The sequence below is a fragment of the Streptomyces sp. NPDC006393 genome (assembly GCF_040628575.1).
In the GTDB taxonomy this organism is placed as follows: Bacteria; Actinomycetota; Actinomycetes; order Streptomycetales; family Streptomycetaceae; genus Streptomyces.
This window is the reverse complement of the sequence record NZ_JBEXZD010000113.1, coordinates 1-26,930: the sequence shown is the minus strand read 5'-3', so window position 1 is coordinate 26,930 and position 26,930 is coordinate 1. Positions and strand designations below refer to the sequence as shown.

22 protein-coding genes are annotated in these 26,930 nt (G+C 71.5%); 17 read left to right on the top strand and 5 right to left on the bottom strand.

Annotation, left to right across the window (positions count from 1 at the left end; genetic code table 11):
* The 8 genes from ABZ484_RS32115 to mutM all read left to right on the top strand — a co-directional run.
* The coding region (locus ABZ484_RS32115; RefSeq protein ID WP_358869450.1) for a helicase-related protein at nt 1-1,232 on the top strand (1,232 nt) is incomplete at its 5' end.
* A 108-nt stretch (nt 1,233-1,340) separates the two neighbouring features.
* Nucleotides 1,341-1,928 carry a 16S rRNA (guanine(966)-N(2))-methyltransferase RsmD gene (gene rsmD, locus ABZ484_RS32110; RefSeq protein WP_358869449.1) on the top strand — a complete coding sequence of 196 codons (588 nt, stop codon included), beginning with the start codon at nt 1,341-1,343 and terminating at the stop codon, nt 1,926-1,928.
* A 26-nt stretch (nt 1,929-1,954) separates the two neighbouring features.
* Entirely contained in the window at nt 1,955-2,434 is a 480-nt protein-coding gene (gene coaD, locus ABZ484_RS32105; RefSeq protein WP_358869448.1) for a pantetheine-phosphate adenylyltransferase, read from the top strand.
* 99 nt (nt 2,435-2,533) lie between these two features.
* Entirely contained in the window at nt 2,534-3,709 is a 1,176-nt protein-coding gene (locus ABZ484_RS32100; RefSeq protein WP_358869447.1) for an ATP synthase F0 subunit B, read from the top strand.
* A 290-nt stretch (nt 3,710-3,999) separates the two neighbouring features.
* Nucleotides 4,000-4,644, top strand: a complete 645-nt coding sequence (locus ABZ484_RS32095; protein WP_358869446.1) for a YceD family protein — start codon at nt 4,000-4,002, stop codon at nt 4,642-4,644.
* Between the two features lie 2 nt (nt 4,645-4,646).
* On the top strand, nt 4,647-4,820 hold the full coding sequence (gene rpmF, locus ABZ484_RS32090; protein WP_003951102.1) for a 50S ribosomal protein L32: 174 nt from the start codon (nt 4,647-4,649) through the stop codon (nt 4,818-4,820).
* A 7-nt stretch (nt 4,821-4,827) separates the two neighbouring features.
* A complete protein-coding gene (rnc, locus tag ABZ484_RS32085) occupies nt 4,828-5,679 on the top strand; it encodes a ribonuclease III (protein ID WP_358869445.1) in 852 nt (283 codons plus the stop codon).
* Nucleotides 5,680-5,802: 123 nt separating this feature from the next.
* Nucleotides 5,803-6,663 (top strand): bifunctional DNA-formamidopyrimidine glycosylase/DNA-(apurinic or apyrimidinic site) lyase, encoded by an 861-nt coding sequence (gene mutM / locus ABZ484_RS32080; protein WP_358869444.1) that lies wholly within the window; start codon nt 5,803-5,805, stop codon nt 6,661-6,663.
* Here mutM and ABZ484_RS32075 read toward each other — a convergent pair.
* From ABZ484_RS32075 to ABZ484_RS32065, 3 genes are all read right to left on the bottom strand, one after another.
* Complete coding sequence (locus tag ABZ484_RS32075; protein WP_358869443.1) at nt 6,636-7,058, bottom strand: helix-turn-helix domain-containing protein; 423 nt, start codon at nt 7,056-7,058, stop codon at nt 6,636-6,638. The genes mutM and ABZ484_RS32075 overlap by 28 nt on opposite strands.
* A 74-nt stretch (nt 7,059-7,132) precedes the next feature.
* Nucleotides 7,133-9,769, bottom strand: coding sequence for an amino acid permease (locus tag ABZ484_RS32070; protein WP_358869442.1), 2,637 nt, complete (start codon nt 9,767-9,769; stop codon nt 7,133-7,135).
* A 121-nt stretch (nt 9,770-9,890) separates the two neighbouring features.
* Nucleotides 9,891-11,186: a CAP domain-containing protein gene (locus ABZ484_RS32065; protein ID WP_358869441.1), complete on the bottom strand. Its 1,296-nt coding sequence runs from the start codon at nt 11,184-11,186 to the stop codon at nt 9,891-9,893.
* Nucleotides 11,187-11,356: 170 nt separating this feature from the next.
* Between ABZ484_RS32065 and ABZ484_RS32060 the strand changes: the two genes are divergently transcribed.
* From ABZ484_RS32060 to ABZ484_RS32045, 4 genes are all read left to right on the top strand, one after another.
* On the top strand, nt 11,357-11,638 hold the full coding sequence (locus tag ABZ484_RS32060) for an acylphosphatase (protein WP_358869440.1): 282 nt from the start codon (nt 11,357-11,359) through the stop codon (nt 11,636-11,638).
* A 378-nt stretch (nt 11,639-12,016) separates the two neighbouring features.
* On the top strand, nt 12,017-12,220 hold the full coding sequence (locus ABZ484_RS32055) for a hypothetical protein (RefSeq protein ID WP_018567931.1): 204 nt from the start codon (nt 12,017-12,019) through the stop codon (nt 12,218-12,220).
* Nucleotides 12,221-12,507: 287 nt separating this feature from the next.
* Complete coding sequence (smc, locus tag ABZ484_RS32050) at nt 12,508-16,065, top strand: chromosome segregation protein SMC (RefSeq protein WP_358869439.1); 3,558 nt, start codon at nt 12,508-12,510, stop codon at nt 16,063-16,065.
* A gap of 203 nt (nt 16,066-16,268) precedes the next feature.
* Nucleotides 16,269-17,687, top strand: coding sequence for a sugar porter family MFS transporter (locus ABZ484_RS32045; RefSeq protein ID WP_358869438.1), 1,419 nt, complete (start codon nt 16,269-16,271; stop codon nt 17,685-17,687).
* A 556-nt stretch (nt 17,688-18,243) separates the two neighbouring features.
* Here ABZ484_RS32045 and ABZ484_RS32040 read toward each other — a convergent pair.
* Nucleotides 18,244-19,695 (bottom strand): cytosine permease, encoded by a 1,452-nt coding sequence (locus ABZ484_RS32040; RefSeq protein ID WP_358869437.1) that lies wholly within the window; start codon nt 19,693-19,695, stop codon nt 18,244-18,246.
* 221 nt (nt 19,696-19,916) lie between these two features.
* Here ABZ484_RS32040 and ftsY point away from each other — a divergent pair, with 221 nt between their 5' ends.
* The gene (ftsY, locus tag ABZ484_RS32035) at nt 19,917-21,128 is read left to right on the top strand and encodes a signal recognition particle-docking protein FtsY (protein ID WP_358869436.1); all 1,212 of its coding nucleotides are present in this window, start codon (nt 19,917-19,919) and stop codon (nt 21,126-21,128) included.
* Between the two features lie 91 nt (nt 21,129-21,219).
* Here the strand turns inward: ftsY and ABZ484_RS32030 are convergent, their stop codons facing one another.
* Nucleotides 21,220-21,891, bottom strand: coding sequence for a bifunctional DNA primase/polymerase (locus ABZ484_RS32030; RefSeq protein ID WP_358869435.1), 672 nt, complete (start codon nt 21,889-21,891; stop codon nt 21,220-21,222).
* Between the two features lie 447 nt (nt 21,892-22,338).
* Here ABZ484_RS32030 and ABZ484_RS32025 point away from each other — a divergent pair, with 447 nt between their 5' ends.
* From ABZ484_RS32025 to ABZ484_RS32010, 4 genes are all read left to right on the top strand, one after another.
* Nucleotides 22,339-23,820, top strand: a complete 1,482-nt coding sequence (locus tag ABZ484_RS32025; RefSeq protein WP_358869434.1) for a hypothetical protein — start codon at nt 22,339-22,341, stop codon at nt 23,818-23,820.
* A gap of 345 nt (nt 23,821-24,165) precedes the next feature.
* Nucleotides 24,166-25,530, top strand: coding sequence for an ammonium transporter (locus ABZ484_RS32020; protein ID WP_358869433.1), 1,365 nt, complete (start codon nt 24,166-24,168; stop codon nt 25,528-25,530).
* Complete coding sequence (locus ABZ484_RS32015) at nt 25,527-25,865, top strand: P-II family nitrogen regulator (RefSeq protein ID WP_030168294.1); 339 nt, start codon at nt 25,527-25,529, stop codon at nt 25,863-25,865. The genes ABZ484_RS32020 and ABZ484_RS32015 overlap by 4 nt, the downstream gene beginning before the upstream one ends.
* A 45-nt stretch (nt 25,866-25,910) precedes the next feature.
* Nucleotides 25,911-26,930 (top strand): nucleotidyltransferase domain-containing protein (locus ABZ484_RS32010; RefSeq protein WP_358869432.1); only part of this gene is annotated, 1,020 nt, incomplete at its 3' end.

Below are 26,930 nucleotides of genomic sequence, written 5' to 3'. Positions count from 1 at the left end.
CGCCCACCGAGGTGCTCGCCCAGCAGCACCACCGGTCGGTCACCGAGATGATGGGCGAGCTGGCCGAGGGAGGAATGCTGGGCGGGGCCGAGCGCGCCACCAAGGTGGTGCTGCTCACCGGCTCCATGGGCGCGGCGGCCCGCCGTCAGGCACTGCTCGACCTGGCCACCGGCGAGGCCGGCATCGTGATCGGCACCCACGCCCTGATCGAGGACAAGGTCCAGTTCCACGATCTCGGGCTGGTCGTGGTCGACGAGCAGCACCGCTTCGGCGTCGAGCAGCGCGACGCGCTGCGCGGCAAGGGCAAGCAGCCCCCGCACCTGCTGGTGATGACCGCCACCCCGATTCCGCGCACGGTGGCGATGACGGTCTTCGGCGACCTGGAGACCTCCGTCCTCGACCAGCTCCCGGCCGGGCGCTCGCCCATCGCCAGCCATGTCGTCCCGGCCGCCGACAAGCCCCACTTCCTGGCCCGGGCCTGGGAGCGGGTGCGCGAGGAGGCAGGGAAGGGCCATCAGGCGTACGTCGTCTGCCCGCGCATCGGCGACGACGTCGACGAGGCGGGCGACCAGAAGAAGGCCGGCAAGAAGCAGTCCGCGGAGGACGAGGCGGAGAAGCGCCCGCCGCTCGCCGTCCTCGACGTGGCCGAGCAGCTCGCCCGCGGACCGCTCCAGGGCCTCGGGGTGGAGGTGCTGCACGGCAGGATGCAGCCCGACGACAAGGACGCCGTCATGCGCCGTTTCGCCGCCGGCGAGACGGACGTCCTGGTCGCCACGACCGTCATCGAGGTCGGCGTCAACGTCCCGAACGCCACCGTGATGGTGATCATGGACGCCGACCGCTTCGGCGTCTCCCAGCTCCACCAGCTGCGCGGCCGGGTCGGCCGGGGCTCGGCGCCCGGCCTGTGTCTGCTGGTCACCGAGATGCCCGAGGCGAGCGCCGCCCGAGGGCGGCTGAACGCGGTGGCCGACACCCTGGACGGCTTCGAACTCTCCCGCATCGACCTCGAACAGCGGCGCGAGGGCGACGTGCTGGGCCAGGCCCAGTCCGGCGCCCGCTCCTCCCTGCGGGTCCTCGCGGTCATCGAGGACGAGGAGATCATCGCCGAGGCCAGACAGGAGGCGGCGGCGGTCGTGGCCGCCGATCCGGAGCTGGAGCACCTGCCCGGCCTGCGCACGGCCCTGGAGGCCCTGCTGGACGACGAGAGGGAGCAGTACTTGGAGAAGGGCTGAGAAGGGCTGACAGACTGGAAGCAGTCACACCCCGCGTGCGAGGCACGCCCGCGTGCAGTGGACCCTGCGTGCGGTGCCCCGCGTACAGAGCGACAAGGACCCAAGGACATGACCCGCGTGATCGCCGGCCGGGCCGGCGGACGCCGTCTCGCCGTACCCCCGGGCCACGGGACCCGCCCCACCTCCGACCGGGCCCGCGAGGGCCTGTTCTCCACCTGGCAGTCCCTCCTCGGCGGCCCGCTCGACGGCGAACGCGTCCTCGACCTGTACGCCGGCTCGGGCGCCGTGGGCCTGGAGGCGCTCTCCCGCGGTGCCGGGCACACCCTGCTCGTCGACGCCGACGCCCGCGCGGTGCGCACCCTGAGGGAGAACGTGAAGTCCCTCGGCCTGCCCGGCGCGGAGGTACGGGCGGGCAAGGCACGGCAGATCGTCCAGGCGCCGCCGCCGGGTGAGCCGTACGACATCGTCTTCCTCGACCCGCCCTACGCCGTCTCCGACGACGATCTTCGGGAGATTCTGCTCACACTCCGCTCGGAGGGGTGGCTGGCGGCGGAAGCCCTCGTCACCGTGGAGCGCAGCACCAGAGGCGGCGAATTCCGGTGGCCGCCGGGGTTCGACGCGATCCGGGCCCGTCGCTACGGCGAGGGAACGTTTTGGTACGGTCGCGCCGCCTCTACGTGCGAAGACGCACGATGACCGGACCGGAGAGCGAGGGATCTCAAGTGCGCCGCGCCGTATGCCCCGGGTCGTTCGACCCGATCACCAACGGACACCTCGACATCATCGCCCGGGCCTCCCGCCTGTACGACGAGGTCTACGTGGCGGTGATGATCAACCAGTCCAAGAAGGGCCTGTTCGAGATCGAGGAGCGCATCGACCTCATCCGCCAGGTCACCGCCGAGTACGGCAACGTCCGGGTCGAGTCCTTCCACGGCCTCCTGGTCGACTTCTGCAAGCAGCGCGACATCCCCGCCATCGTCAAGGGCCTGCGCGCGGTCAGCGACTTCGACTACGAGCTCCAGATGGCCCAGATGAACAACGGCCTCACGGGCGTGGAGACGCTCTTCGTGCCCACCAACCCCACCTACAGCTTCCTGTCGTCCTCCCTGGTCAAGGAGGTCGCGGCCTGGGGCGGCGACGTCTCCCACCTGGTGCCGCCGCAGGTCCTCGACGCCCTCACCGGGCGGCTGCGGAAGGACTGACCTCCTGACTGGCCGTCACCCGGTGTCCGGCGGCCGTCCCATGGTCGTACAGTCGTCCCGTCCGTCTCCAACACATCGGCAGAGAGTGGCGAGCACACCGTGGACGTGCAGAAGAAGCTCGACGAGATCGTGGCCACGGTCTCCGGCGCCCGGTCCATGCCCATGTCGGCGTCCTGTGTGGTCAACCGGGCCGAGCTGCTCGCGATGCTCGAAGAGGTGCGCCAGGCGCTGCCCGGCTCGCTCGCCCAGGCGCAGGAGCTGATCGGCGACCGGGAGCAGATGGTCGAGGAGGCCCGGCGCGAGGCCGAGCGGATCATCGAGTCCGCGCACGCCGAGCGCGGCTCGCTCATCTCCGACACCGAGGTGGCCCGCCGCTCCCAGGCCGAGGCCGACCGGATCCTCTCCGAGGCCCGCAAGGAGTCCGAGGAGGTCCGTGCCGAGGCCGACGACTACGTCGACTCCAAACTCGCCAACTTCGAGGTGGTCCTCACCAAGACCCTCGGCTCGGTCGGCCGCGGCCGCGAGAAGCTGCTGGGCACCGGCCCCGGCCTCGACGAGGAGGGCTACGAGGACGAGGACGCCCCCGAGCGCAGCCACGACCCGGAGACCCTGCGCCGCGACGCCGACGCCTACGTCGACGCCAAGCTGGGCGCCTTCGAGGCGGTCCTGGCCAAGACCCTGGAGGCCGTCGGCCGCGGCCGGCAGAAGCTGCACGGCCGGATCGCCACCGACGACCTCGGCGCCCTCGCCGACGACACCACCACCGTCCAGCACTCCAGCGACGCCGACTACCTCGCCGACCTCGCGGCCCTCGCCGACGCCCCGGCGACGCCGGCCGCCGCGCCCGCCGAGCGGCCCGCCCAGCCCCAGCAGCCACCGCAGCCGGCGTACGAGCCGCAGCCGGCCTACGGCTACCAGCAGGCCGCGCAGGCCGACCCGTACGGCGAGAGCGACCCGTACGGCGGCTACCAGCAGGGCTACGGCGGACCACAGGACCCGTACGGCTACCAGCAGGCCGATCCGTATGCCTCCGCCTCCTCCTACGCTCAGGCGGGAGGCGCCCCCTTCCAGGGCTACGACGACCAGGGCTACGACGCCGGGACGGGCGCCTACGACCCGAACCAGGCCCAGCACCAGCAGATGCACCAGCCCCACCAGCCCCACCAGCCCCAGCAGTCCCAGCAGGGCTATGCCCTCGACGAGACCAGCCTCTTCGACACCAGCATGATCAGCGCCGAGCAGCTGAGGGCCTACGAGCAGGGGCGCGGCCTCTAGGGGGTGTCTCGCCGATCAGGCCGGGCTCGCGGTGGCCGGCACCGCACCTCGGGGCGTTGTCGTCGGTCGCAGATGCTCCGCATCGACTCCCTCCTCCGCCTTGCGATGCTTCCCCACTGCCTGAACGGCGTGGGAACGGGGCACCGGATTGGGCCGAGAGCGAAAGGTCCAGTATCCTGGCTCTTCGGTCGCGCGTGCGCTTGCGCTGCCCACGTAGACGTCCGCGATCAGCGCTGCCCGGGAACACCACCCAGGCGGCGTCCCTCCGAGTTCGGAAACCGAAAGCAGGAATGGCTCACAACGCCCACCTCGACCACCGCAACCCTCTCGTGTTCGACACGCATGAGCTGGGCCGGCGTCCGGGTGCGCTGCAGCGCCTGACCCGTACGGTCCCCGCTCCCACGGACCTCGGTCTCACGGGAGTGATCGGCGTGCCGGAAGGCGCCCCGGTCGAGCTCGAACTCCGGCTCGAGTCGGTCATGGAAGGTGTGCTCGTCACAGGCACCGCCCGTGCACAGGCCGAGGGGGAGTGCGTAAGGTGTCTGGAGCCGGTCGAGCTGGAGCTCGAAGCGGACTTCCAGGAGATGTTCTCGTACCCTGACGCCGACGACCGGGGCCGCGTGATCGCGGAACCGGGCGACGACGCCGAGGACGACGAGGACAGGCTCTTCCTCGAGGACGGACTCTTCGACCTCGAACCTCTGCTGCGCGATGCGGTGGTGCTCGCACTGCCGATGCAGCCGGTGTGCCGGGAGGACTGCCCGGGTCTGTGCTCCGAGTGCGGAGCACGGCTCGCGGACGACCCGGACCACCACCACGACGCCGTCGACATCCGTTGGGCGGCATTGCAGGGACTCGCCGGCACCATGTCGGACGGCGAGAAGGACGAGATGAGCGGCGCCGAACCTGGCGTCGACGAGAAGCAGGAGAAGTAGCCGTGGCTGTTCCGAAGCGGAAGATGTCGCGCAGCAACACGCGCCACCGCCGGTCGCAGTGGAAGGCTGCGGTCCCCACCCTGGTTGCGTGCGAGCGCTGCCACGAGCCCAAGCAGCAGCACATCGCGTGCCCGTCTTGCGGCACCTACAACAAGCGCCAGGTCCTCGAGGTCTGAGCGGCTGGTGAGAGGCACCGTGTCCACTGCCAAGAAGGCGGAAGGCGCCGAAGCCACCACTCCCCGCCGACGCGGGAGTGCTCCGTCGGACAACACGGCCTCGTCCCACACGCTTCTGGAAGGGCGGCTCGGGTACAAGCTCGAGTCCGCCCTTCTGGTGCGCGCGCTCACCCACCGTTCCTACGCGTACGAGAACGGCGGCCTGCCGACGAACGAGCGGCTGGAGTTCCTCGGTGACTCCGTCCTCGGTCTCGTCGTCACGGACACGCTGTACCGCACCCACCCCGACCTGCCCGAGGGCCAGCTGGCCAAGCTGCGGGCCGCGGTGGTCAACTCGCGTGCGCTGGCGGAAGTGGGGCGCGGACTCGACCTGGGTGCCTTCATCCGGCTCGGCCGCGGTGAAGAGGGCACGGGCGGCCGGGACAAGGCGTCCATCCTCGCCGACACCCTGGAAGCGGTGATCGGCGCGGTCTATCTCGACCAGGGCCTCGACGCGGCGTCCGAGCTGGTGCACCGGCTCTTCGACCCGCTGATCGAGAAGTCCTCCAACCTCGGAGCCGGCCTGGACTGGAAGACGTCCCTCCAGGAGCTCACCGCGACCGAGGGGCTCGGTGTCCCCGAGTACCTGGTCACGGAGACCGGCCCCGACCACGAGAAGACCTTCACTGCTGCCGCCCGCGTCGGAGGCGTCTCGTACGGCACCGGCACCGGCCGCAGCAAGAAGGAGGCGGAGCAGCAGGCCGCCGAGTCCGCGTGGCGGTCCATCCGGGCCGCGGCGGACGAGCGCGCCAAGGCGGCCCAGGCCGCCGCGACCGCGGAGGCCGCCGAGAACGCCGACGAGGCGCCGACCTCCGCCTGATCCGCCGACTGCCGTGCCGACGGCCACCCGGCCGCCGGCACCGCCCACAGCGCGACCCGAGCGCCCGTCCCCGCCCGGGGCGGGCGCTCGCCGCGCACGCGACAACGCGAGTACGGGGGAGTCATGCCCGAGTTGCCCGAGGTCGAGGTCGTACGGCGTGGCCTGGAGCGGTGGGTCGCCCACCGTGCCGTCGCCGATGTCGACGTGCTGCACCCGCGCGCCGTACGGCGCCATGTGGCCGGCGCCGACGACTTCGCGCACGGCCTGAAGGGCCACCACCTCGGCACCCCCAGCCGCCGCGGCAAGTACCTGTGGCTGCCCCTGGAGGACACCCCGCGGGCGATCCTGGCCCACCTCGGCATGAGCGGCCAGCTCCTGGTCCAGCCGCAGGAGGCGCCCGACGAGAAGCACCTGCGCATCCGGGTCCGCTTCGCCGACGGCCTGGGCAGCGAACTCCGCTTCGTCGACCAGCGCACCTTCGGCGGGCTGTCGCTGCACGACCTCACCCCCGACGGGCTGCCCGACGTCATCGCGCACATCGCCCGCGACCCCCTCGACCCCCTGTTCGACGACGAGGCCTTCCACCGGGCGCTGCGCCGCAAGCGCACCACCATCAAGCGCGCCCTGCTCGACCAGTCGCTGATCAGCGGCGTCGGCAACATCTACGCCGACGAGGCGCTGTGGCGGGCACGCCTGCACTACGAACGCCCCACCGCCGGCCTCACCCGCCCGCGCACGGCCGAACTCCTCAGCCACGTCAGGGACGTGATGAACGCGGCCCTCGCCGTCGGCGGCACCAGCTTCGACAGCCTCTACGTCAACGTCAACGGCGAGTCCGGCTACTTCGACCGCTCCCTCGACGCCTACGGCCGCGAGGGCCTGCCCTGCCGCCGCTGCGCCACCCCGATGCGCCGCCGCCCCTGGATGAACCGTTCCAGCTACTTCTGCCCGAAGTGTCAGCGAGCGCCGCGCGTCGCGTCGTAGCGCTCGCGCGCGGCCAGCACCTCGTCCATCCGGCCCTCCACACAGTGGATGAGGGCCAGGAGGCGCTCGGCGACCTCATGGCCGAGGGGCGTCAGTTCGTAGTCCACGCGGGGCGGGTTCGTCGGCTGGGCCTCGCGGTGCACCAGGCCGTCCCGCTCCAGCGCCTGGAGGGTCTGGGACAGCATCTTCTCGCTCACCCCGTCCACACGGCGGCGCAGTTCGTTGAAGCGGAGGGAACCCTGGTGCAGGGCGCCGACGGTGAGCGCGCCCCAGCGTCCCGTGACATGCTCCAGCGTGCCGCGCGAGGGGCAGGCCTTGGCGAACACGTCGTACGGGAGGTCCTGCTCCCCGGCGCGCTCCTGCGTGTCCTCGGTGCGCTCCTGCGTGCTGCTCATGGCCGAAGCGTACGCGACCACAGCGCTCACCGCGCGGTTGCGCTGACCGGTGGTTAGCTTCCTGCTCCGGGAGTTCACGGGCCGTTCGACGGAGGCAGGCTCTGCTCGGTCCAGATGATCTTGCCGGTGGGTGTGTAGCGGGTGCCCCAGCGGTGGGTCATCTGGGCGATGATGAACAGGCCCCGGCCTCCCTCGTCGTCGCCGGCCGCGTGGCGCAGATTGGGGCTGGTGTGGCCCCTGTCGCAGACCTCGCAGATCAGGGTCCGGTCGCGGATCAGCCGCACCTCGATCGGTCCGCCCACATAGCGGATGGCGTTGGTGACGAGTTCGCTGACGATGAGTTCGGTGGTGAACGCCAGGTCGTCCAGGCCCCAGTCGTCCAGTTGCTTGCCGGTGCCGGTGCGGATGGAGGCGACCGCCGCGGGGTCCGCGGGCAGTTCCCACTGGGCGAGCCGCGCGTGGTCGAGCGTCCGGGTGCGGGCCAGGAGCAGTGTCGCGTCCTCGTCGACCGGTCCGGGCAGCAGTTCGGCCACCGCCCGGTCGCACAGGTCCTTCAGCGGCCGCCGGTGATCGGCGAGGAGCCGGCCGAGCAGGGCCGTTCCGGCGTCGTGGTTCTCGGCCGTCTGGAGGAGGCCGTCGGTGAACAGGGCGATGAGACTGCCCGGCGCGAGCCGCAGGTCGGCGCTCTGGTAGGGCAGGCCGCCGACTCCCAGGGGCGGGCCGGGCGGCAGCCGAGGACAGTGGGCGGCTCCCGTGGCCGGATCCACGACGACCGGCAGCATGTCGCCGGCCCGCGCCAGGCTGCAATGTCCGGAGACGGGGTCGTACACCGCGTACAGGCAGGTCACCTCCATGGCCCGCTCGGCGCGCGGTCGCCCGGGACCCCGGTCGTGGACGGTTCCGCGCTCGTGCGCGGTCTGTTCGGCCAGGTCGTCCAGGCGGGTGAGGACCTCGTCCGGGGCCAGGTCCAGCCGGGCCAGGACCCGCAGGCCGGTGCGCAGGCGTCCCATGGTCGCCGCGGCGCGCATGCCGTGGCCGAGCACGTCCCCGACGACCAGACCGACCCGGGTGCCCGACAGCGGGATGACGTCGAACCAGTCGCCGCCCACCCCGGACCCGTTGTCGGCGGGCAGGTAGCGGCCGGTCACCTCGCACGCGGTCTGCGGTGGGAGGTGCCTCGGCAGCAGGCTCCGCTGGAGCTTGAGGGCCGTGGCGTGCCCGCGGGTGACCACGGGCAGCAGCACGACGCCGATCAGCAGGGCGCCCAGGCCGACGACGGTGACCCCGCCCGTCGGCCCGATCAGCGGAAGGTCGACGGCGGTCGTGCCGTATCCGGGGTCGGCGTAGACGACGAAGGCGGCGTAGAGGAACAGCGACAGCATGATCAGCCCGCCGAGGCCCGGCAGCACGCCCTTGAAGACCAGGTCCCTGACGCCGCGGGTGAGGACCTTGCGGTGGTACCAGAGGCAGGCGAAGCCGGTCAGTCCGTACTGGAACGCGATCGCGAGGCCCACGGACTCGATGGAGTCGGTCAGCACGTTCCGGCTGAACGACGTCATCAGGACCAGCAGGGCGATCGAGGCCGCGCCCATGCCGACGGTGCCCCAGGTGGGGGTGAGATACCTCCGGTGGATCCGGGCGAACCGGGAGGGGACGGCCTTGTGGACCGCCATGGAGAGCACGGTCCTGGCCAGGGGCAGGATGGTGGTCTCCGCCGAGGCCAGCGCGGAGATCATCACCATCAGGATCAGCAGTCTCGACAGCAGCAGCCCCGTGTCGCCGCTCCCGAACACGGCCTTGCCCAGTCCGGAGAGCACGTCGTCGGAGTTGCCCGGGTTGCCGAGCCCGATGCCCGAGGTGCCGATCCCCGCGAACGCCTGCGCCGAGGTGGACACCAGCCCGTACATGACCAGGAGCAGCACGGTGGACAGGATCGCCGCGCGTCCGGGAACGCGCCTGCTGTCGACGGTCTCCTCGTTGACCGAGAACGCGGTGTCCCAGCCCCAGTAGATGAAGACCCCCGCGAGGACGCCCGAGGTCAGGGCCGGGACCGAGGGCACCTCGAAGGGGTTGAACCAGGAGGCGGAGACATGGATCGCTGTCGCAGGAGGGCTGACGTAGACCCTGACCAGCGCGGCCACGGCGAACGCGAACAGCATCACCACTTCCAGGCACAGCAGCCAGCGCTGGACGGCCGCCGAGAACTCGATGCCGACGTAGCAGATCGCGGTCAGCAGGGCGATCCAGCCGATGGCCGCCACGGTGACCCACAGCCGGTTCTCCGCCAGGTCGTCCCGGCCCACCAGCCGGAAGCCGTAGGCGGCGGCGATCTCGCCCAGGTTCACCATGACGACGACGTTGGCGACGATCAGCCCCCAGCCGCCCATCCAGCCGGTACGCGGTCCGAAGGCACGGGTGGCCCAGGTGAAGGTGGTCCCGCAGTCGGCGTTGCTCGCGTTGAGCTCCCGGAAGGCGTACGCGACCAGCAGCATCGGGACGAACGCCAGCATGGTGACGATCGGGGCCTGGAGCCCGACCCCGATCACGAGGATGCCCAGCGTGGCGGCGAGGCTGTACGCCGGGCCCGTGGAGGCCAGGCCCATGACGACCGAGGAGAACGGGCCCAGGGCATCGCTCTTGAGTCCCTTCCGGCCGGCCCCCGTCTCAGGAGCGGAGCGGCCGGAGGACACGGCGCCGCCGAAAAGCCTCACATTCGATTCCAACGCCGGGCCCCGCCCGCCGCAATACAGGGGAGACAGAAGTCTCCGCGGCGAAGGGACGGTTTCACGACCGAGATCCCGGCGGAGGTGACCAGCGGCTGTCTGGGTGGTGTCAGTAGCCGAAGTCCTGTGTCCACCACGGCCCGCCCTGGCCGAAGTGCACGCCCACGCCCAGGGTCTTGAAGTCGCAGTTCAGGATGTTGGCCCGGTGGCCGGGGCTGTTCATCCAGGCGTCCATGACGGCCGCCGCGTCGGACTGGCCCCGGGCTATGTTCTCGCCGCCGAGGTTGGTGATGCCGAGGCGGGCCGCACGGTCCCACGGCGAGGCGCCGCTGGGATCGGTGTGGTCGAAGAAGTCCTGGTCGGCCATGGCCTTGCTGAAGCCCTCGGCCAGGGAGGTCAGGGCACTGTTCGCCGTGACCGGGCTGCACCCCACCTTGGCCCGCTCCTGGTTCACCAGGCTCAGCACCTCGGCCTCCACGGCGGCCTGGTCGGAGACCGCGGGCGGCTGGGCCTTCGGCGGCGCGGGAGTGGTCTTGCGGCCCGGATCGCCCTGTTGCCCGGGGGGTGTCTTCGGGCTCTTGGGTTCGGCCGTCGTGGACGGCGCGGTCGTCGGCTTCGTCGCGGGGGACGTCGTGGCCGAGTCCGAGGGATGCGCCGACGGCGAGGCGGAGGCGGAGGGCGACGCGGACTGTGCCGGCGAGGCCGACCGGTCCGCGCCGCGGCTCGTGCCCGAGCCGCCCGCCCTGTCACCCGGCAGCACGCTGCCGGAGGTTCCGCCCTGCTCCGACGCGCTGTTCGTCGGCGTGCCGGCCGCCTGCACCTTGTCGGCGCCGCCGCTCCCGCCGCCCAGCTTGTAGTTCTGGAGCCCGGGGACCGCCCCGGTGGCGACCGCGACCGTGCCGATGGCGACCGCGGCGGACACCCCGAGCAGGCCGGTACGGACCGGTGTCGCGGCCTTCTTGCGCCGGCGGTGGCCGGTCTCGCGGGGCGCGGCGGCCGGTGTCGTGAAGCCCTCGGGCGGGAAGGCCACGGTCTCGGCGGCGCGGGCGAAGTCGTACTCCCTGCCGAAGCCGTACTCCGTCTCGAAGCCGTACTCCCTGCCGAAGTCGTACCGCGTCCCGGGGCCGTAGCCCGTGCCGTAGCCCGTGCCGAAGTCCGGCCGGGGGGCCGGCTCGACGTCCGGTTCGAACCGGTACGGCGGGGTCTGCGCGTAGGCGTCCGCGGAGGTCTGCGCGTAGGAGTCCGCGTACCGCTCCGGGTTCAGGTACGGCGCGATGCCCATGCGGTCGTCCGCGTGCGAGTGCCGGGTGCCCTGGCCCCTCCCGTACGAGCCGTGCGTGTCAGCGACCCCCGTGGCACGGTCCGTGGCGGCGCGGCCGGCGTCCGAACGTCGGTGGCGTCCCATGTCCTGGCCTTCCTCGTCCCCTGCGGTCGAACGCGCGCTCTGAGCCGTCGCGGTCAACCAGACTCACTCGATCGAGTGAGTTTCATATGAGATTCATTGGGTCGGGACGGTACCGCATGACAGGCGGGGCGGAAGTGCCTGGAGAGACATTGCCCGGTTAGGTTGCAGTCATGAGCGAGGATGTCCGGCTGGTCGCCTGGGTGCGCGGGCGCGTCCAGGGTGTTGGTTTCCGCTGGTTCACCCGGGCACAGGCCCTGGAGATCGGCGGCCTGAGTGGCTTTGCTCTCAATTTGGACGACGGCCGTGTGCAGGTCGTCGCGGAGGGCACCCGGGAGGCGTGTCAGAAGCTCCTCGACTGGCTCCAGGGTGGCGACACGCCCGGGCGCGTGGAGGGTGTGACCGAGATCTGGGACACACCACGGGGAGGCTACGACGGCTTCGCGGTCCGCTGATCCGGCGACGTCCCGACGCCGGACGAAGACGGCGAAATCTGCCACGGGCACCTGCCCCAGGGGAAAAGAAGCAGGTGATTGCCGAGAACGGCTTGTCCTCCCCGGCCCGGCAGGGCAGGATGATCGCCACGCCCCCAGGGGCCCGCAGGAGACGCAGCGCCACCGATTTCCGGTCGCGCGCCCCCGGGACGCCCATCGATACGGGGCGTGATCGTGTTGACCGTCAAACTTTTTGGTGAGACGCTGAAAGCCCGCGCACCTTAGCTGTTTGGCATGGATGAACGGCAGCACAACTCAACAGTGCCAAGCACCGCGGGTGCGAATCCCTCACGACCCACACCGCTTCGGTCGGTCACTCAGTGTGGAGGACCATCCATCATGGCAAAGGCGCTTCTCGGTTACGTCGGTGGCTCCGACCCTCGACTCCTCGCCGAGATGCGACGGCTCCAGCAGCGCGTCCAGGACCTGGAATCCGAGCTCGTACGGATCCAGGCGGAGAACGACGCGCTGGCGGCTGCCGCTTCTCACGACAGGATCATGGAGCGCGTCGACGCACACCAGGCGGAGCCTGCGCTCACCTGATCACTGCATCGCACAACGACACAGTGGTTGGGCTGCCCGTATCAACCGCTCAGTTGTCAGAGTTGCAAGGGACGCTTCGGCGTCCCTTCTTTCTTGCGTCGGTCTTCGCCGCGCCGGCCCTTCCCCGGCTCTTCGGCCCTTCCCCGGCTCTTCCCCTGCTTTTCGTGCCCCCGCGCACCCTTTCAGGTTCTTCAACATCTGGTGTGCCCGGCATATTCAGCAGTGAAACCGCAGCGCTTGCGGGGGTTCGTGGAGTGCGGTAACGGCGCCCGGTAGAGTCCGACGGCGTGCACCTCAAGGCCCTGACCCTCCGCGGGTTCAAGTCGTTCGCCTCGGCGACCACGCTCCGGTTCGAACCGGGGATCACGTGCGTCGTCGGCCCGAACGGCTCGGGCAAGTCCAACGTGGTGGACGCGCTCAGCTGGGTCATGGGCGAACAGGGCGCCAAGTCGCTGCGCGGCGGCAAGATGGAGGACGTCATCTTCGCCGGCACCACCGGCCGTCCGCCCCTCGGCCGCGCCGAGGTGTCCCTGACCATCGACAACTCCGACGGCGCGCTGCCCATCGAGTACGCCGAGGTCACCATCACGCGGATCATGTTCCGCAACGGCGGCAGCGAGTACCAGATCAACGGCGACACCTGCCGGCTGCTCGACATCCAGGAACTGCTGTCCGACTCCGGCATCGGCCGCGAGATGCACGTCATCGTCGGCCAGGGCCAGCTCGACTCCGTCCTGCACGCCGACCCCATGGGCCGCCGTGCCTTCATCGAGGAGGCCGCCGGCGTCCTCAAGCACCGCAAGCGCAAGGAGAAGGCGCTCAGGAAACTGGACGCGATGCAGGCCAACCTCGCCCGCGTCCAGGACCTCACCGACGAACTGCGCCGCCAGCTCAAGCCGCTCGGCCGGCAGGCGGCCGTCGCCCGGCGGGCCGCCGTCATCCAGGCGGACCTCCGCGACGCCCGCCTGCGCCTCCTCGCCGACGATCTCGTACGCCTGCGCGGGGCCCTGAAGGCGGAGGTCGCCGACGAGGCCGCCCTGAAGGAGCGCAAGGAGGCCGCCGAGCGGGAACTGAAGAAGGCCCTCCAGCGCGAGGCGCTCCTGGAGGACGAGGTGCGCCGGCTCACCCCGCGCCTCCAGCACACCCAGCAGACCTGGTACGAACTCTCCCAGCTGGCCGAACGCGTCCGCGGCACCATCTCGCTCGCCGACGCCCGGGTGAAGAGCGCCACCTCCGCACCCCTCGAGGAGCGCCGCGGGCGCGACCCCGAGGACCTGGAACGCGAGGCGGCCCGCGTCCGCGAGCAGGAGGCCGAACTGGAAGCGGCCCTGGAAGCCGCCCAGCGTGCCCTCGACGACACCGTGGCCCACCGCGCCGATCTGGAACGCGAACTCGCCGTCGAGGAACGCCGCCTGAAGGACGCCGCCCGCGCCATCGCCGACCGCCGCGAGGGCCTGGCCCGGCTGCGCGGCCAGGTGAACGCGGCCCGCTCCCGAGCCGCCTCCGCACAGGCCGAGATCGACCGCCTGGCCACCGCCAGGGACGAGGCGCGGGAGCGGGCCGCCGCCGCCCAGGAGGAGTACGAGACCCTGAAGGCCGAGGTCGACGGCCTGGACGCGGGCGACCACGAACTCGGCGAACGGCACGAGGCGGCCAAGGCGGAACTGGCTCGGGCGGAGGCCGCCCTCGGCGCCGCCCGCGAGGCCGCCACCGCCACCGAACGCAGACGTGCGGCGACCCAGGCCCGGCACGACGCCCTCGCCCTCGGCCTGCGCCGCAAGGACGGAACCGGCGCACTGCTCGACGCCGGGGACCGCCTCACCGGCCTGCTGGGCCCGGCGGCCGGTCTCCTGACCGTCGCCCCCGGCCACGAGACCGCCCTGGCCACCGCCTTCGGCACGGCGGCGGACGCCCTCGCGGTCACCTCGCCGTCGGCCGCGGCCGACGCCATCCGCCTGCTGCGCAAACAGGACGCCGGCCGCGCGGCCCTGCTGCTCAGTGGCGCGACCGAGGACGCCGTGGCACCGCAGCCGCTCCCCGAGGGGCCTCCCCTCGCGGCCGACCTCGTCAGCGGTCCCGCCGAGCTGATGCCCGCCGTACGGCGGCTGCTGCGCGGCATCGTCGTGGTCGGCACCCTGGAGGACGCCGAGGACCTCGTCGCCGCCCACCCCCACCTGACCGCCGTCACCGCCGAGGGCGACCTGCTCGGAGCCCACTTCGCGCAGGGCGGATCCGCCGGCGCGCCCAGCCTGCTGGAGGTGCAGGCCTCCGTGGACGAGGCCGCCGCCGAGCTGGCGGAACTCGCCGTGCGCTGCGAGGAGCTGACCGAGGCCCAGCAGCGGGCCGGCGAGCGGCGCCGGGAGTGCGCGGCGCTCGTCGAGGAGCTGGGGGAACGGCGCCGGGCCGCCGACCGGGAGAAGTCGGCGGTCGCGCAGCAGCTCGGGCGGCTCGCCGGGCAGGCGCGCGGCGCCGCCGGAGAGGCCGAGCGGTCCACGGCCGCCGCGGCCCGCGCCCAGGACGCCCTCGACGCGGCCCTCGCGGAGGTCGAGGAACTCGCCGAACGGCTCGCCGTCGCCGAGGAGATGCCGATCGAGGAGGAGCCCGACACCTCGGTACGGGACCGGCTCGCCGCCGACGGCGCCAACGCCCGCCAGACCGAGATGGAGGCCCGCCTCCAGGTCCGTACCCACGAGGAACGCGTCAAGGGGCTGGCCGGCAGGGCCGACTCCCTGGACCGGGCCGCCCGCGCCGAACGCGAGGCACGCGCGCGTGCCGAGCAGCGGCGGGCCCGGCTGCGTCACGAGGCGTCCGTCGCCGAGGCCGTCGCCTCCGGAGCGCGGCAGCTGCTGGCGCACACCGAGGTCTCCCTGGCCCGCGCCGAACGGGAACGGGTCGCCGCCGAGGCCGCCAAGGCCCGCCGGGAGCAGGAACTGGCCGCCGCCCGCACCGAGGGACGCGAGCTGAAGACCGAGCTCGACAAGCTGACCGACTCCGTCCACCGGGGCGAGGTCCTCGGGGCCGAGAAACGGCTGCGGATCGAGCAGCTGGAGACCAGGGCGCTGGAGGAACTCGGTGTCGAGCCGATGGCGCTGGTGGCGGAGTACGGGCCGCACCAGCCGGTCCCGCCGTCCCCTCCGGCGGAGGGCGAGCAGCTGCCGGACGACCCCGGGCACCCCCGCAACCAGCCCCGGCCGTATCACCGCGCCGAGCAGGAGAAGCGGCTCAAGGCCGCCGAGCGCGCCTACCAGCAGCTCGGCAAGGTCAACCCGCTGGCCCTGGAGGAGTTCGCGGCGCTGGAGGAGCGCCACCAGTTCCTCAGCGAGCAGCTGGCGGACCTGAAGAAGACCCGCGCCGACCTGCTCCAGGTCGTCAAGGAGGTCGACGAGCGGGTCGAGCAGGTCTTCACCGAGGCCTACCGGGACACCGCACGCGAGTTCGAGGGCGTTTTCAGCCGGCTGTTCCCGGGCGGCGAGGGACGTCTCGTCCTGACCGACCCGGAGAACATGCTCACCACGGGCGTCGACGTCGAGGCGCGCCCGCCGGGCAAGAAGGTCAAGCGCCTGTCCCTGCTCTCCGGCGGCGAGCGGTCGCTGACCGCCGTGGCGCTGCTGGTGTCGATCTTCAAGGCGCGCCCCAGCCCGTTCTACGTCATGGACGAGGTCGAGGCGGCCCTGGACGACACCAACCTCCAGCGGCTGATCCGGATCATGCAGGAGTTGCAGGAGGCCTCGCAGCTCATCGTGATCACGCACCAGAAGCGCACCATGGAGGTCGCCGACGCGCTGTACGGCGTCTCCATGCAGGGCGACGGCGTCTCGAAGGTCATCTCGCAGCGCCTGCGGTAGGCGGCTCTTTCAAGATCGACGCACCTCATGTTCAAGAAGTGAACATGAGGTGCGTCTCCTGTGTCCCGAATCTCAGAGTGAGCTGCACTATTGACTTCGAAACTTGAAGGCATAGTCTCTGCAACGTCACTTTTACCTTCAGGTCCCACCTGTAAGGGCTCGCCCCCCACGCGGCAGCGTTGCCGCGGCCCGAGGAGATACACGTGACCAGCACTACGCAGGCACATCAGACAGGAGCCAGGACGGCTCACCCCGAACATCTCGGGCACGTCATCTTCATCGCGGCGGCTGCCGCCATGGGCGGCTTCCTCTTCGGCTACGACAGCTCCGTCATCAACGGCGCCGTCGAGGCCATCCGCGACCGCTACGACATCGGCTCCGCGGCCCTCGCCCAGGTCATCGCCGTCGCCCTGATCGGCTGCGCCATCGGCGCCGCGACCGCCGGCCGCATAGCCGACCGGATCGGCCGCATCCGCTGCATGCAGATCGCCGCCGTCCTGTTCACGATCAGCGCCGTCGGCTCGGCGCTGCCCTTCGCGCTGTGGGACCTGGCCTTCTGGCGCATCGTCGGCGGCTTCGCCATCGGCATGGCGTCCGTGATCGGCCCGGCCTACATCGCCGAGGTCGCGCCGCCCGCCTACCGCGGTCGCCTCGGCTCCTTCCAGCAGGCCGCGATCGTCGTCGGCATCGCCATCTCCCAGCTGGTCAACTGGGGCCTGCTCAACGCGGCGGGCGGTAACCAGCGCGGCACGCTGATGGGCCTGGAGGCCTGGCAGGTCATGCTCGGCGTCATGGTCGTCCCGGCCGTGCTGTACGGCATGCTGTCCTTCGCGATCCCCGAGTCGCCGCGCTTCCTGCTCTCCGTCGGCAAGCGCGAGCGTGCCCGTGAGATCCTCGCCGAGGTCGAGGGCAAGGACGTCGACCTCGACGCCCGCGTCGCCGAGATCGAGCACGCGATGACCAGCGAGCACAAGTCCACGTTCAAGGACCTGCTCGGCGGCGGCTTCTTCTTCAAGCCGATCGTCTGGATCGGCATCGGCCTGTCGGTCTTCCAGCAGTTCGTCGGCATCAACGTCGCGTTCTACTACTCCTCGACGCTGTGGCAGTCGGTCGGTGTCGACCCGACGGACTCGTTCTTCTACTCGTTCACGACGTCGATCATCAACATCGTCGGCACCGTGATCGCGATGATCTTCGTGGACCGCGTCGGCCGCAAGCCGCTCGCGCTGATCGGCTCCATCGGCATGGCCGTCGGCCTCGCGCTGGAGGCCTGGGCCTTCTCCGCCCACCTGGTGGACGGCAGGCTGCCCGCCACCCAGGGGTGGGTCGCCCTGATCGCCGCCCATCTGTTCGTGCTCTTCTTCGCCCTGTCCTGGGGTGTGGTCGTCTGGGTCATGCTCGGCGAGATGTTCCCGAACAAGATCCGCGCCGCCGCGCTGGGCGTGGCCGCCGCCGCTCAGTGGATCGCCAACTGGGCCATCACCGCGAGCTTCCCGTCGCTGGCCGACTGGAACCTGTCCGGTACGTATGTGATCTACACGGTGTTCGCGGCGCTCTCCGTCCCGTTCGTGCTGAAGTTCGTCAAGGAGACGAAGGGCAAGTCGCTGGAGGAGATGGGGTAACGCCCCGCCTCGGTAGTTCCTGCAGTCCCGAGGAGACGGGCCAAGTCCCCGCTGCCCCTCTCCTCGTACCGTCCGCCGCCTCCCGTTCCGGCCACTGCCCGGAACGGGGGGTGGCGGCTTTTGCGTGTGTGCCGCGCGTCTTCGGTCCGGTGGGTCGTCTGCGGTGCGTTGTCGAGGGCGCCTGCGGTGTGTTGTGGGTCGCGGGCCGTGGGGGTGCGTCCCGCCCGCCGCACACGGACGTACGGCCCGGAGGAGTCGGGCTGGTCGGAGGAGGGACCGCAGTACGCGGCGGGCTTGTGGACGCACCCCCACGGCCCGCTTCCGTCCGCTCGCGGCCTTCCCGTCGTCAGGGTGCTGCTCGCGGCTTTCCCGTCGTCGGGGTGCTGCTCGCGGCTTTCCCGTCGTCGGGGTGCTGCTCGCGGCCTTCCCGTCGTCGAGGTGCTGCGCCGTCCGGGGGCGGCTGGTCGGGGTGCGCCGGGTGCCACGCGTACGGCCCCTGCGCATGCGAAAGTCCCCCTCCGCCGTGCTGGGGTGGAGGGGGACTGTGGGCCGGGTGTCAGACGGTGACCGTCTCCGGCTGGTCGACGGTGGCCGCGGTGGCCGCGGTGGGCGGCGGCGTCGGCTTCGGGAGTACCAGGTACAGCGCGCCGGAGATCACGATGGTGGCGACCCAGCCGAGGCCGTACTCGCCGATGACGTTGTTGTGGGCGAGCGGGCCGGTGAACCAGTCGGACGTGGTGAACAGCAGGCCCGCGCCGAGGCCGATGGCCCAGGCGGCCACCGCGGCGGGGGAGAAGCCGCCCTTGTACCAGTAGGCGCTGGTGCGGGTGGTGTCGGCCATGGCCGCGCCGTCGTACTCCGTACGCCGCAGCATGTCCGCGCCGAAGACGCCGACCCAGGCGGAGAAGGCGACCGCGAGCAGCGACAGGAAGGCGATGAAGGAGCCCATGAAGCTGGTCGCCACCAGCATCAGCACACCGCCGAAGGCCAGCGAGATCACGGCGTTGACGGAGACCGCCCAGTGGCGCGGCACCTTGAAGCCGAGGGTCTGGGCGGTGAAGCCCGCCGAGTACATGGACATCGAGTTGATCAGCAGCATGCCGATCAGCGCGATCAGCAGGTACGGCACCGCGATCCAGGTCGGCAGGATCTCGCCGAGGAAGGAGACCGGGTCGGAGGCCGAGGCCAGGTCCGGAGTGGAGACCGCCATCACCGCGCCCATGAGCACCATGGGCAGGACCACGATGCCGGCGCCGCCGACCGAGGTGCCCACGATCGCCTTGGAGGAGGCCGTGCGCGGCAGGTAGCGGGTGAAGTCCGGTGCGCTCGGGATCCAGCTGACGCCGCCGGCCGCGATCATGCCGATACCGGTGATCACCGCGGCCGTCGAACCGGCGGAGTGGGCGAACACCTTCGACCAGTCGGTGTCCACGACCAGATAGGCCAGGACCAGCACGGAGAAGAGGCCGAAGAGGTACGTCGCGTACTTGTTGCACTTCTGCACGGCGTTGATGCCGAGCCCGGAGATCGCGAAGGTCGCGACCACGAACGCCAGCAGCGTCACCATGTCCAGCACGCTGTTCGCCTTCAGGCCGAACACGATGTCCAGGATGGTGAGCATGGCGTAGGCGCCGGTCACCGCGTTGATCGTCTCCCAGCCCCAGCGGGCGACCCAGATCAGCGAACCGGGCAGCAGGTTGCCGCGCTGTCCGAAGACCGCGCGGGACAGCGCCATGCCGGGTGCCCCGCCGCGCTTGCCCGCGATGCCGATCAGCCCGACCAGGCCGTACGACACGACGGGCGCGGCCACGGCGACGACGAGTGCCTGCCAGAGGTTGAGGTGGTACGCGACGACGAGGCTCGCGCCCATCGAGAGCAGCAGCACGCTGATGTTGGCGCCGACCCAGGTGGGGAACAGCTCGCGGGTCCGTGCGGTGCGTTCATGGTCGGGCACCTGTTCGATGCCGCGGGTTTCCAGTGCGCCTTCGGTCTCGGCGGTCTTGCTCATGAAGAAGTGGTCCGTGCCTCGTTCGTGGGGGGCGCGAGGTGCCGTCGTGGGGGAGTCGGGCGGGCCCTCGCGGGGGGACGGTGACGTCGGGACTCTACGCGTACGGACGCGACCTGGACCATCGTACTTTGATCCGACTCATGGCTTTAAGTGGCGTTTGTCTCTCGGCGGAACGCACAAACCGGTTCCCGCCGGTACCCATGGCTGATACTGGACCCGTTATGGAAACCATCATCCTTGCTGTAGTCATCGCCGTGGTGGTGCTCGGCGCGCTCGGCGGGCTCGTCGTCGGCAGCCGGCGGAGGAAGCCGCTGCCGCCGCCACCGCCCAGCCCGCCCGACATCACCGCCCCTCCGGCCGAGCCGCATGTCGGCGAGGAGGCCGAGACGCCGCGCGAGGAGCCGCGGCGGACGATCGAGGAGGTGGATCTTCCGGACGGCGCACCTCCCGTCGCCGTCGAGGAGCCCCCCGTCGTCGAAGAGCTCCCGGTGCCCGAGATCGAGGTCCCGGAGCCCACCGCCGGCCGTCTGGTCCGGCTGCGCGCCCGTCTCTCCCGGTCGCAGAACGCCCTGGGCAAGGGCCTGCTCACCCTGCTGTCCCGCGAGCACCTCGACGAGGACACCTGGGAGGAGATCGAGGACACCCTGCTGACCGCCGACGTCGGCGTACAGCCCACCCAGGAGCTGGTCGAGCGGCTGCGCGAGCGGGTCCGGGTGCTCGGCACCCGCACCCCCGAGGAGCTGCGCGGGCTGCTGCGCGAGGAGCTGCTCACGCTGGTCGGCCCCACCATGGACCGGGAGGTGAAGACCGAGCCCGCCACCAGCAAGCCGGGCATCGTGATGGTCGTCGGCGTCAACGGCACCGGCAAGACCACCACCACCGGCAAGCTCGCCCGGGTCCTGGTCGCCGACGGCCGCAGTGTCGTGCTCGGCGCCGCCGACACCTTCCGCGCCGCCGCCGCCGACCAGCTCCAGACCTGGGGCGAGCGGGTCGGCGCCTACACCGTGCGTGGCCCGGAGGGCGGCGACCCCGCCTCCGTGGCCTTCGACGCGGTGAAGGAGGGCAAGGAGATGGGCTCCGACGTGGTGCTCATCGACACCGCCGGCCGCCTGCACACCAAGACCGGCCTCATGGACGAGCTCGGCAAGGTCAAGCGCGTCGTCGAGAAGCACGCCCCGCTGGACGAGGTGCTGCTCGTGCTCGACGCCACCACGGGACAGAACGGCCTGGTGCAGGCCCGCGTCTTCGCCGAGGTCGTCGACATCACCGGCATCGTGCTCACCAAGCTCGACGGCACCGCCAAGGGCGGCATCGTGGTCGCGGTCCAGCGCGAGCTGGGCGTCCCGGTCAAGCTGGTCGGGCTCGGCGAGGGCGCGGACGACCTGGCCCCGTTCGAGCCGGAGGCGTTCGTCGACGCACTCATCGGCGACTGACCGCCCTCCTCCGCACGGCAGCGCCCGCCCCCTGGTCCAGTGGGGACGGGCGCTGCCGTCGTCGTCGTATCGGGCGCGGTGCCGGCGCGGATCAGTTCTCGCGTGCCCTCGAGCGATGGGCCACGTACGCCAGGGTGCCCAGCAGCAGGCGGGCCTCCGGAAGGCCCGCGGTGTCCAGGGCGGGCGGGCGCAGCCAGCGGACCGGGCCCCGGCCGCCGAGGTCGGAGGGCGGGGCCGTGAGGTACGTACCGGGGCCCAGGCCGCGCAGGTCGAGGGAGGCCGGGTCGTCCCAGCCCATGCGGTAGAGCAGGCGGGGCAGCTGGGGCGCCGTCCCCGGGGCGACGAAGAAGTGGGCGCGGCCGTCCGGGGTCGCGGTCACCGGGCCGAGGGGGAGGCCCATGCGCTCCATGCGGGCCAGGGCGCGCCGTGCGGCGGGCTCGGCGACCTCGATCGCGTCGAACGCCCGCCCGACCACCAGCATCACCGCGGCGCCCGGCAGCTCGGCCCACGCGCCGGTCACCTCGTCGAGCGTGGCCCCGGCCGGGATCTCGGGGGCGAAGTCCAGCGGGTGGGCGCCCGGTGCCGGGCAGTCGGCGCGGCCGCAGGAGCAGGCGCCGCCGACGGCCCGCGCGCCCCGCACCACGTCCCAGCCCCACAGCCCCGTGTACTCGGCCACCGCCGTGCACTCCGAAGCGCGGTACGACCGGCCGCGCCGCCGCGCGCCGGAGCGGATCTCGCGAATGCCGCCGATCGTGAAGCCCATGCCCCCTCCAACGGGTCCGCCACCTCGATGGTTACGACTCGGATGCGGATCGTGACTCTCTGTTCCCTGCCCTCCCCGGCCCCGCCGGCTCCAGGCGGCGTCCGGAAGCGCCTCAGGTGGTGCGCTCGTCAACACGCGCCCCGGTGTGCACCGCTTCACCGGCCCGCGGTTGTCCTATGTCAAGTGAATCGCGCCAAGGCCACCGAGAGTTCATTCGAAGGGGTGGCGAATGGTGGCGTTTCAGGGATCCCCATGGCTGGAACGGTGATCGTAGGATTACTGTGAGTGTGCGAGTCCTGAGGGCACATGCACTCGTGGGTATGCCGGAGGCAAGTCGGTCCTTCGTTCGACGGGTGAGAACCGGCGGACGGGCGGCGGTGGTCACCGGCATTCTGATAGGGCTTGGCGCACTCGGCGACAAGTGGTCTCAGGAATGGGGGCGTTCCAGTGAGCGGCAAAGGCGGTAGCGGGACGAACGCTGCGAGCGACAAGCGCCCGAACGAGCTGCTCGCCTCGTGGTTCGTGCGCAGCGGCTGGTCCAAGGGCGAGCTCGCCCGCCAGGTCAACCGCCGCGCCCGCCAGCTGGGCGCCAACCACATCTCCACGGACACCTCGCGCGTACGGCGCTGGCTGGACGGCGAGAACCCGCGCGAACCGATCCCCAGGATCCTCTCGGAGCTGTTCTCCGAGCGCTTCGGGTGCGTCGTCTCGGTGGAGGACCTGGGGCTGCGCACCGCCCGCCAGTCGCCGTCGGCGACCGGTGTGGACCTGCCCTGGACGGGCCCGCAGACGGTGGCCCTGCTCAGCGAGTTCTCGCGCAGCGACCTGATGCTGGCGCGGCGCGGCTTCCTCGGGACCTCGCTGGTGCTGTCCGCGGGCCCGTCCCTCATCGAGCCGTTGCAGCGCTGGCTCGTGCCCTCGCCCCCGGCCCCCCTGGGCGAGCCCGAGCCGTCCGCCGCGAACCGCCGCCCCGGCCGCCTCTCCCGCCCCGAGCTGGAGCTGCTGGAGACCACCACCAGGATGTTCCGGCAGTGGGACGCCCAGTGCGGCGGCGGCCTGCGCCGCAAGGCCGTCGTCGGCCAGCTCCACGAGGTGACGGACCTCCTCCAGGAGCCCCAGCCCGACGCCACCACCAGGCGCCTGTTCAAGGTCGCCGCCGAGCTGTCCGAACTGGCCGGCTGGATGAGCTACGACGTCGGGCTCCAGCCCACGGCGCAGAAGTACTTCGTGCTCGCCCTGCACGCCGCCAAGGAAGCCGGTGACAAGCCGCTCGGCTCCTACGTCCTGTCCAGCATGAGCCGCCAGATGATCCACCTCGGGCGCCCCGACGACGCCCTGGAGCTCATCCATCTCGCCCAGTACGGCAGCCGCGACTGCGCCAGTCCGCGCACCCAGTCCATGCTGTATGCGATGGAGGCCCGCGCCTACGCCAACATGGGCCAGCCCGGCAAGTGCAAGCGCGCGGTGCGGATGGCCGAGGACGCCTTCGCCGACGCCGAGGACTGGGACGAGCCCGACCCCGACTGGATCCGCTTCTTCTCCGAGGCCGAGCTGTACGGGGAGAACTCCCACTCCTTCCGCGACCTCGCCTACGTCGCCGGCCGCAGCCCCACGTACGCCTCGCTGGCCGAGCCCCTGATGGAGAAGGCCGTACGACTCTTCGCCGAGGACCACGAACACCAGCGGTCGTACGCGCTGAACCTGATCGGCATGGCCACGGTCCACCTGCTCCGGCGCGAGCCCGAGCAGAGCACCCGGTTCGCCGCGCACGCCATGCAGGTGGCCAAAAAGGTCCGCTCCGAGCGCGTGAACACCCGTATCCGCAAGACCGTCGACAACGCCGTACGCGACTACGGCGACCTGGGCGAGGTCATCGACCTCACCGAGCAGCTCGCCGCCGAGCTGCCCGAGACCGCCGAGGCCGTCTGAGACCGCCCCCGAACCCCGTCACGACACCCCCGACCTCGTCACGACACCCTGAACCCCGGCCGCGGCCGGCCCTCCCGAACTGCCCGACTCGGCTCCCCCATGCCAGGTCATCGGAAGGCCGCCGCGGCCGGACCCGTGCCCGCGCGTAGTTCATCCACGCGTAACACGCATGGCGCCTTCGTCACCCCGGCGAAACAACGAGGGGCTTCCACTGAAACCGCGCTGCGCCAGTCTCATGGCGCATAACCGGCCCACCCCTCATGGCCCGGACACTGCCCGGACCCGATGCCCGGACCGCTCAAGGCTTCGCCCGCACGGGGCCGTACAACCGACGAGGAGACGCCGATGGCACCAGCCATCATGCTTGCGGCGGACGCACCCAAGCTGTCGTCCGCCAACACAGGCTTCATGCTGATCTGTTCCGCCCTGGTGATGCTGATGACCCCGGGCCTGGCCTTCTTCTACGGAGGCATGGTCCGCGTCAAGAGCACGCTGAACATGCTGATGATGAGCTTCATCAGCCTCGGGATCGTCACCATTCTCTGGGTGCTCTACGGCTTCTCGATGGCCTTCGGCACCGACCACGGCTCGCTCGTCGGCTGGACCTCCGACTTCGTCGGCTTCGGCGGGATCGGCAAGGCGGACCTGTGGCCCGGCTACACCATCCCGGTCTTCGTCTTCGCCGTCTTCCAGCTGATGTTCGCGATCATCACTCCGGCCCTGATCAGCGGCGCCCTGGCCGACCGGGTGAAGTTCACCGCCTGGTCGCTGTTCGTGGTGCTGTGGGCGACGATCGTGTACTTCCCGGTCGCCCACTGGGTCTGGGGCACCGGCGGCTGGGCCTTCGACCTCGGCGTCATCGACTTCGCCGGCGGCACCGCCGTGCACATCAACGCCGGTGCGGCGGCGCTCGGGGTGATCCTCGTCATCGGCAAGCGGGTCGGCTTCAAGAAGGACCCCATGCGTCCGCACAGCCTTCCGCTGGTCGTGCTCGGTGCGGGCCTGCTGTGGTTCGGCTGGTTCGGCTTCAACGCCGGCTCCTGGCTCGGCAACGACGACGGCGTCGGCCCGCTGATGTTCGTCAACACCCAGATCGCCACCGCCGCCGCCATGCTCGCCTGGCTCGGCTACGAGAAGGTCCGCCACGGCGCCTGCACCACGCTCGGTGCCGCCTCCGGCGCCGTCGCCGGCCTGGTCGCGATCACCCCGTCCGGCGGTGCCGTCTCCCCGCTCGGCGCGATCGCCGTCGGAGCCATCGCCGGTGTCCTGTGCGCCATGGCGGTCGGCCTGAAGTACCGGTTCGGCTACGACGACTCCCTCGACGTGGTCGGCGTGCACATGGTCGGCGGTGTCGCCGGCTCCCTGCTGATCGGCTTCTTCGCCTCCGGCAAGGGCCAGTCCGACGTCAAGGGCCTGTTCTACGGTGGGGGCCTGGACCAGTTCTGGAAGCAGTGCGCCGGAGTCTTCGCCGTCCTCGCCTACTCCCTGGTCGCCTCCGCCGTCCTCGCCTTCCTGATCGACAAGGCCATCGGGATGCGGGTCCCCGAGGACGAGGAGATCTCCGGCATCGACCAGGCCCAGCACGCCGAGACCGCGTACGACTTCAGCGGCGCGGGCGGCGGGGTCGCCGGCGCCCTGACCGCCGGCGCCGCCACGCAGAGCGCCCAGAGCGCCCAGAGCAAGAAGCAGAGCAAGAAGGTGGACGCATGAAGCTCATCACCGCCGTCGTGAAGCCCCACCGGCTCGACGAGATCAAGGAGGCCCTCCAGGCCTTCGGCGTCCACGGCCTCACGGTCACCGAGGCCAGCGGCTACGGCCGGCAGCGCGGGCACACCGAGGTCTACCGCGGCGCGGAGTACACGGTCGACCTGGTGCCCAAGATCCGTATCGAGGTACTGGCCGAGGACGACGACGCCGAACAGCTCATCGAGGTCGTGGTCAAAGCGGCCCGCACGGGCAAGATCGGTGACGGCAAGGTCTGGTGCCTCCCGGTCGACACGGCCGTCCGGGTGCGCACCGGCGAGCGCGGCCCGGACGCCCTCTGAACGGCACGACAGACGCGCTCTGAGCACGAGAACGGGAGTCGCCGGGTGACGGGTACGGATGTGCGGGACGAAGCGGAGAACTCGGGAACCGGCGGCTACGCGGCGGCCCGGCTGCGCCTCCTCGGCGAGGGGGCGCGGTCCGGGCCGCCGCGCCGTGCCGCCCTCGCCGGACTGACCGACGACTGGCTCGCCGGCCTGTTCGACGCGGTCGCGGCCGAGACGGGCGCCGGACGGCCGCCGCGGGGCGTCTCCCTGGTCGCCGTCGGCGGCTACGGACGCGGCGAGCTCTCCCCGCGCAGCGACCTCGACCTGCTCCTGCTGCACGACGGCGGCGACCAGGGCGCGATCGCCGCCCTCGCCGACCGCCTCTGGTACCCGGTGTGGGACCTCGGCCTCGCCCTCGACCACTCGGTCCGCACCCCGGCCGAGGCCCGCAGGACCGCGGGCGACGACCTCAAGGTCCAGCTCGGCCTGCTGGACGCCCGCCATCTCGCGGGCGACGCCACCCTGACCGCCCAGCTGCGCACGACCGTCCTCGCCGACTGGCGCAACCAGGCGGCCAGACGCCTGCCCGAGCTGAGGGAGCTGTGCGCGGAACGCGCCGCGCGCCAGGGCGAGCTGCGCTACCTGCTGGAGCCGGACCTGAAGGAGGCCCGCGGCGGCCTCCGGGACGCCACCGCCCTGCGCGCCGTGGCCGCCTCCTGGCTGGCCGACGCCCCGCGCGAAGGCCTCGCCGACGCCCGCCGCCGGCTGCTCGACGTACGGGACGCCCTGCATCTGACCACCGGCCGCGCCACCGACCGGCTCGCCCTCCAGGAGCAGGACCAGGTCGCCGCCGCACTGGACCTGCTCGACGCCGACGCCCTGCTGCGCCAGGTGTACGAGGCGGCGCGGGTCATCTCGTACGCCGCCGACGTCACCTGGCGCGAAGTGGGGCGTGTGATCAGGTCACGGGCCGTACGGCCGAGACTGCGCGCCATGTTGAGCGGCGGGAAACCGGCGGACAGGTCGCCTCTCGCCGAAGGCGTCGTCGAGCAGGACGGCGAGGTGGTGCTCGCCCGTACC

Excerpts from the sequence above, each read along its gene's own strand:
- ABZ484_RS32095 (WP_358869446.1), top strand. The coding sequence starts at position 4,000 with ATGGCTCACAACGCCCACCTCGACCACCGCAACCCTCTCGTGTTCGAC.
- ftsY (WP_358869436.1), top strand. The coding sequence starts at position 19,917 with ATGGAAACCATCATCCTTGCTGTAGTCATCGCCGTGGTGGTGCTCGGC.
- ABZ484_RS32055 (WP_018567931.1), top strand. The coding sequence starts at position 12,017 with ATGGCAAAGGCGCTTCTCGGTTACGTCGGTGGCTCCGACCCTCGACTC.
- mutM (WP_358869444.1), top strand. The coding sequence starts at position 5,803 with ATGCCCGAGTTGCCCGAGGTCGAGGTCGTACGGCGTGGCCTGGAGCGG.
- ABZ484_RS32040 (WP_358869437.1), bottom strand. The coding sequence starts at position 19,695 with ATGAGCAAGACCGCCGAGACCGAAGGCGCACTGGAAACCCGCGGCATC.
- ABZ484_RS32065 (WP_358869441.1), bottom strand. The coding sequence starts at position 11,186 with ATGGGACGCCACCGACGTTCGGACGCCGGCCGCGCCGCCACGGACCGT.
- rsmD (WP_358869449.1), top strand. The coding sequence starts at position 1,341 with ATGACCCGCGTGATCGCCGGCCGGGCCGGCGGACGCCGTCTCGCCGTA.
- ABZ484_RS32060 (WP_358869440.1), top strand. The coding sequence starts at position 11,357 with ATGAGCGAGGATGTCCGGCTGGTCGCCTGGGTGCGCGGGCGCGTCCAG.
- ABZ484_RS32020 (WP_358869433.1), top strand. The coding sequence starts at position 24,166 with ATGGCACCAGCCATCATGCTTGCGGCGGACGCACCCAAGCTGTCGTCC.
- ABZ484_RS32030 (WP_358869435.1), bottom strand. The coding sequence starts at position 21,891 with ATGGGCTTCACGATCGGCGGCATTCGCGAGATCCGCTCCGGCGCGCGG.
- ABZ484_RS32015 (WP_030168294.1), top strand. The coding sequence starts at position 25,527 with ATGAAGCTCATCACCGCCGTCGTGAAGCCCCACCGGCTCGACGAGATC.
- ABZ484_RS32075 (WP_358869443.1), bottom strand. The coding sequence starts at position 7,058 with ATGAGCAGCACGCAGGAGCGCACCGAGGACACGCAGGAGCGCGCCGGG.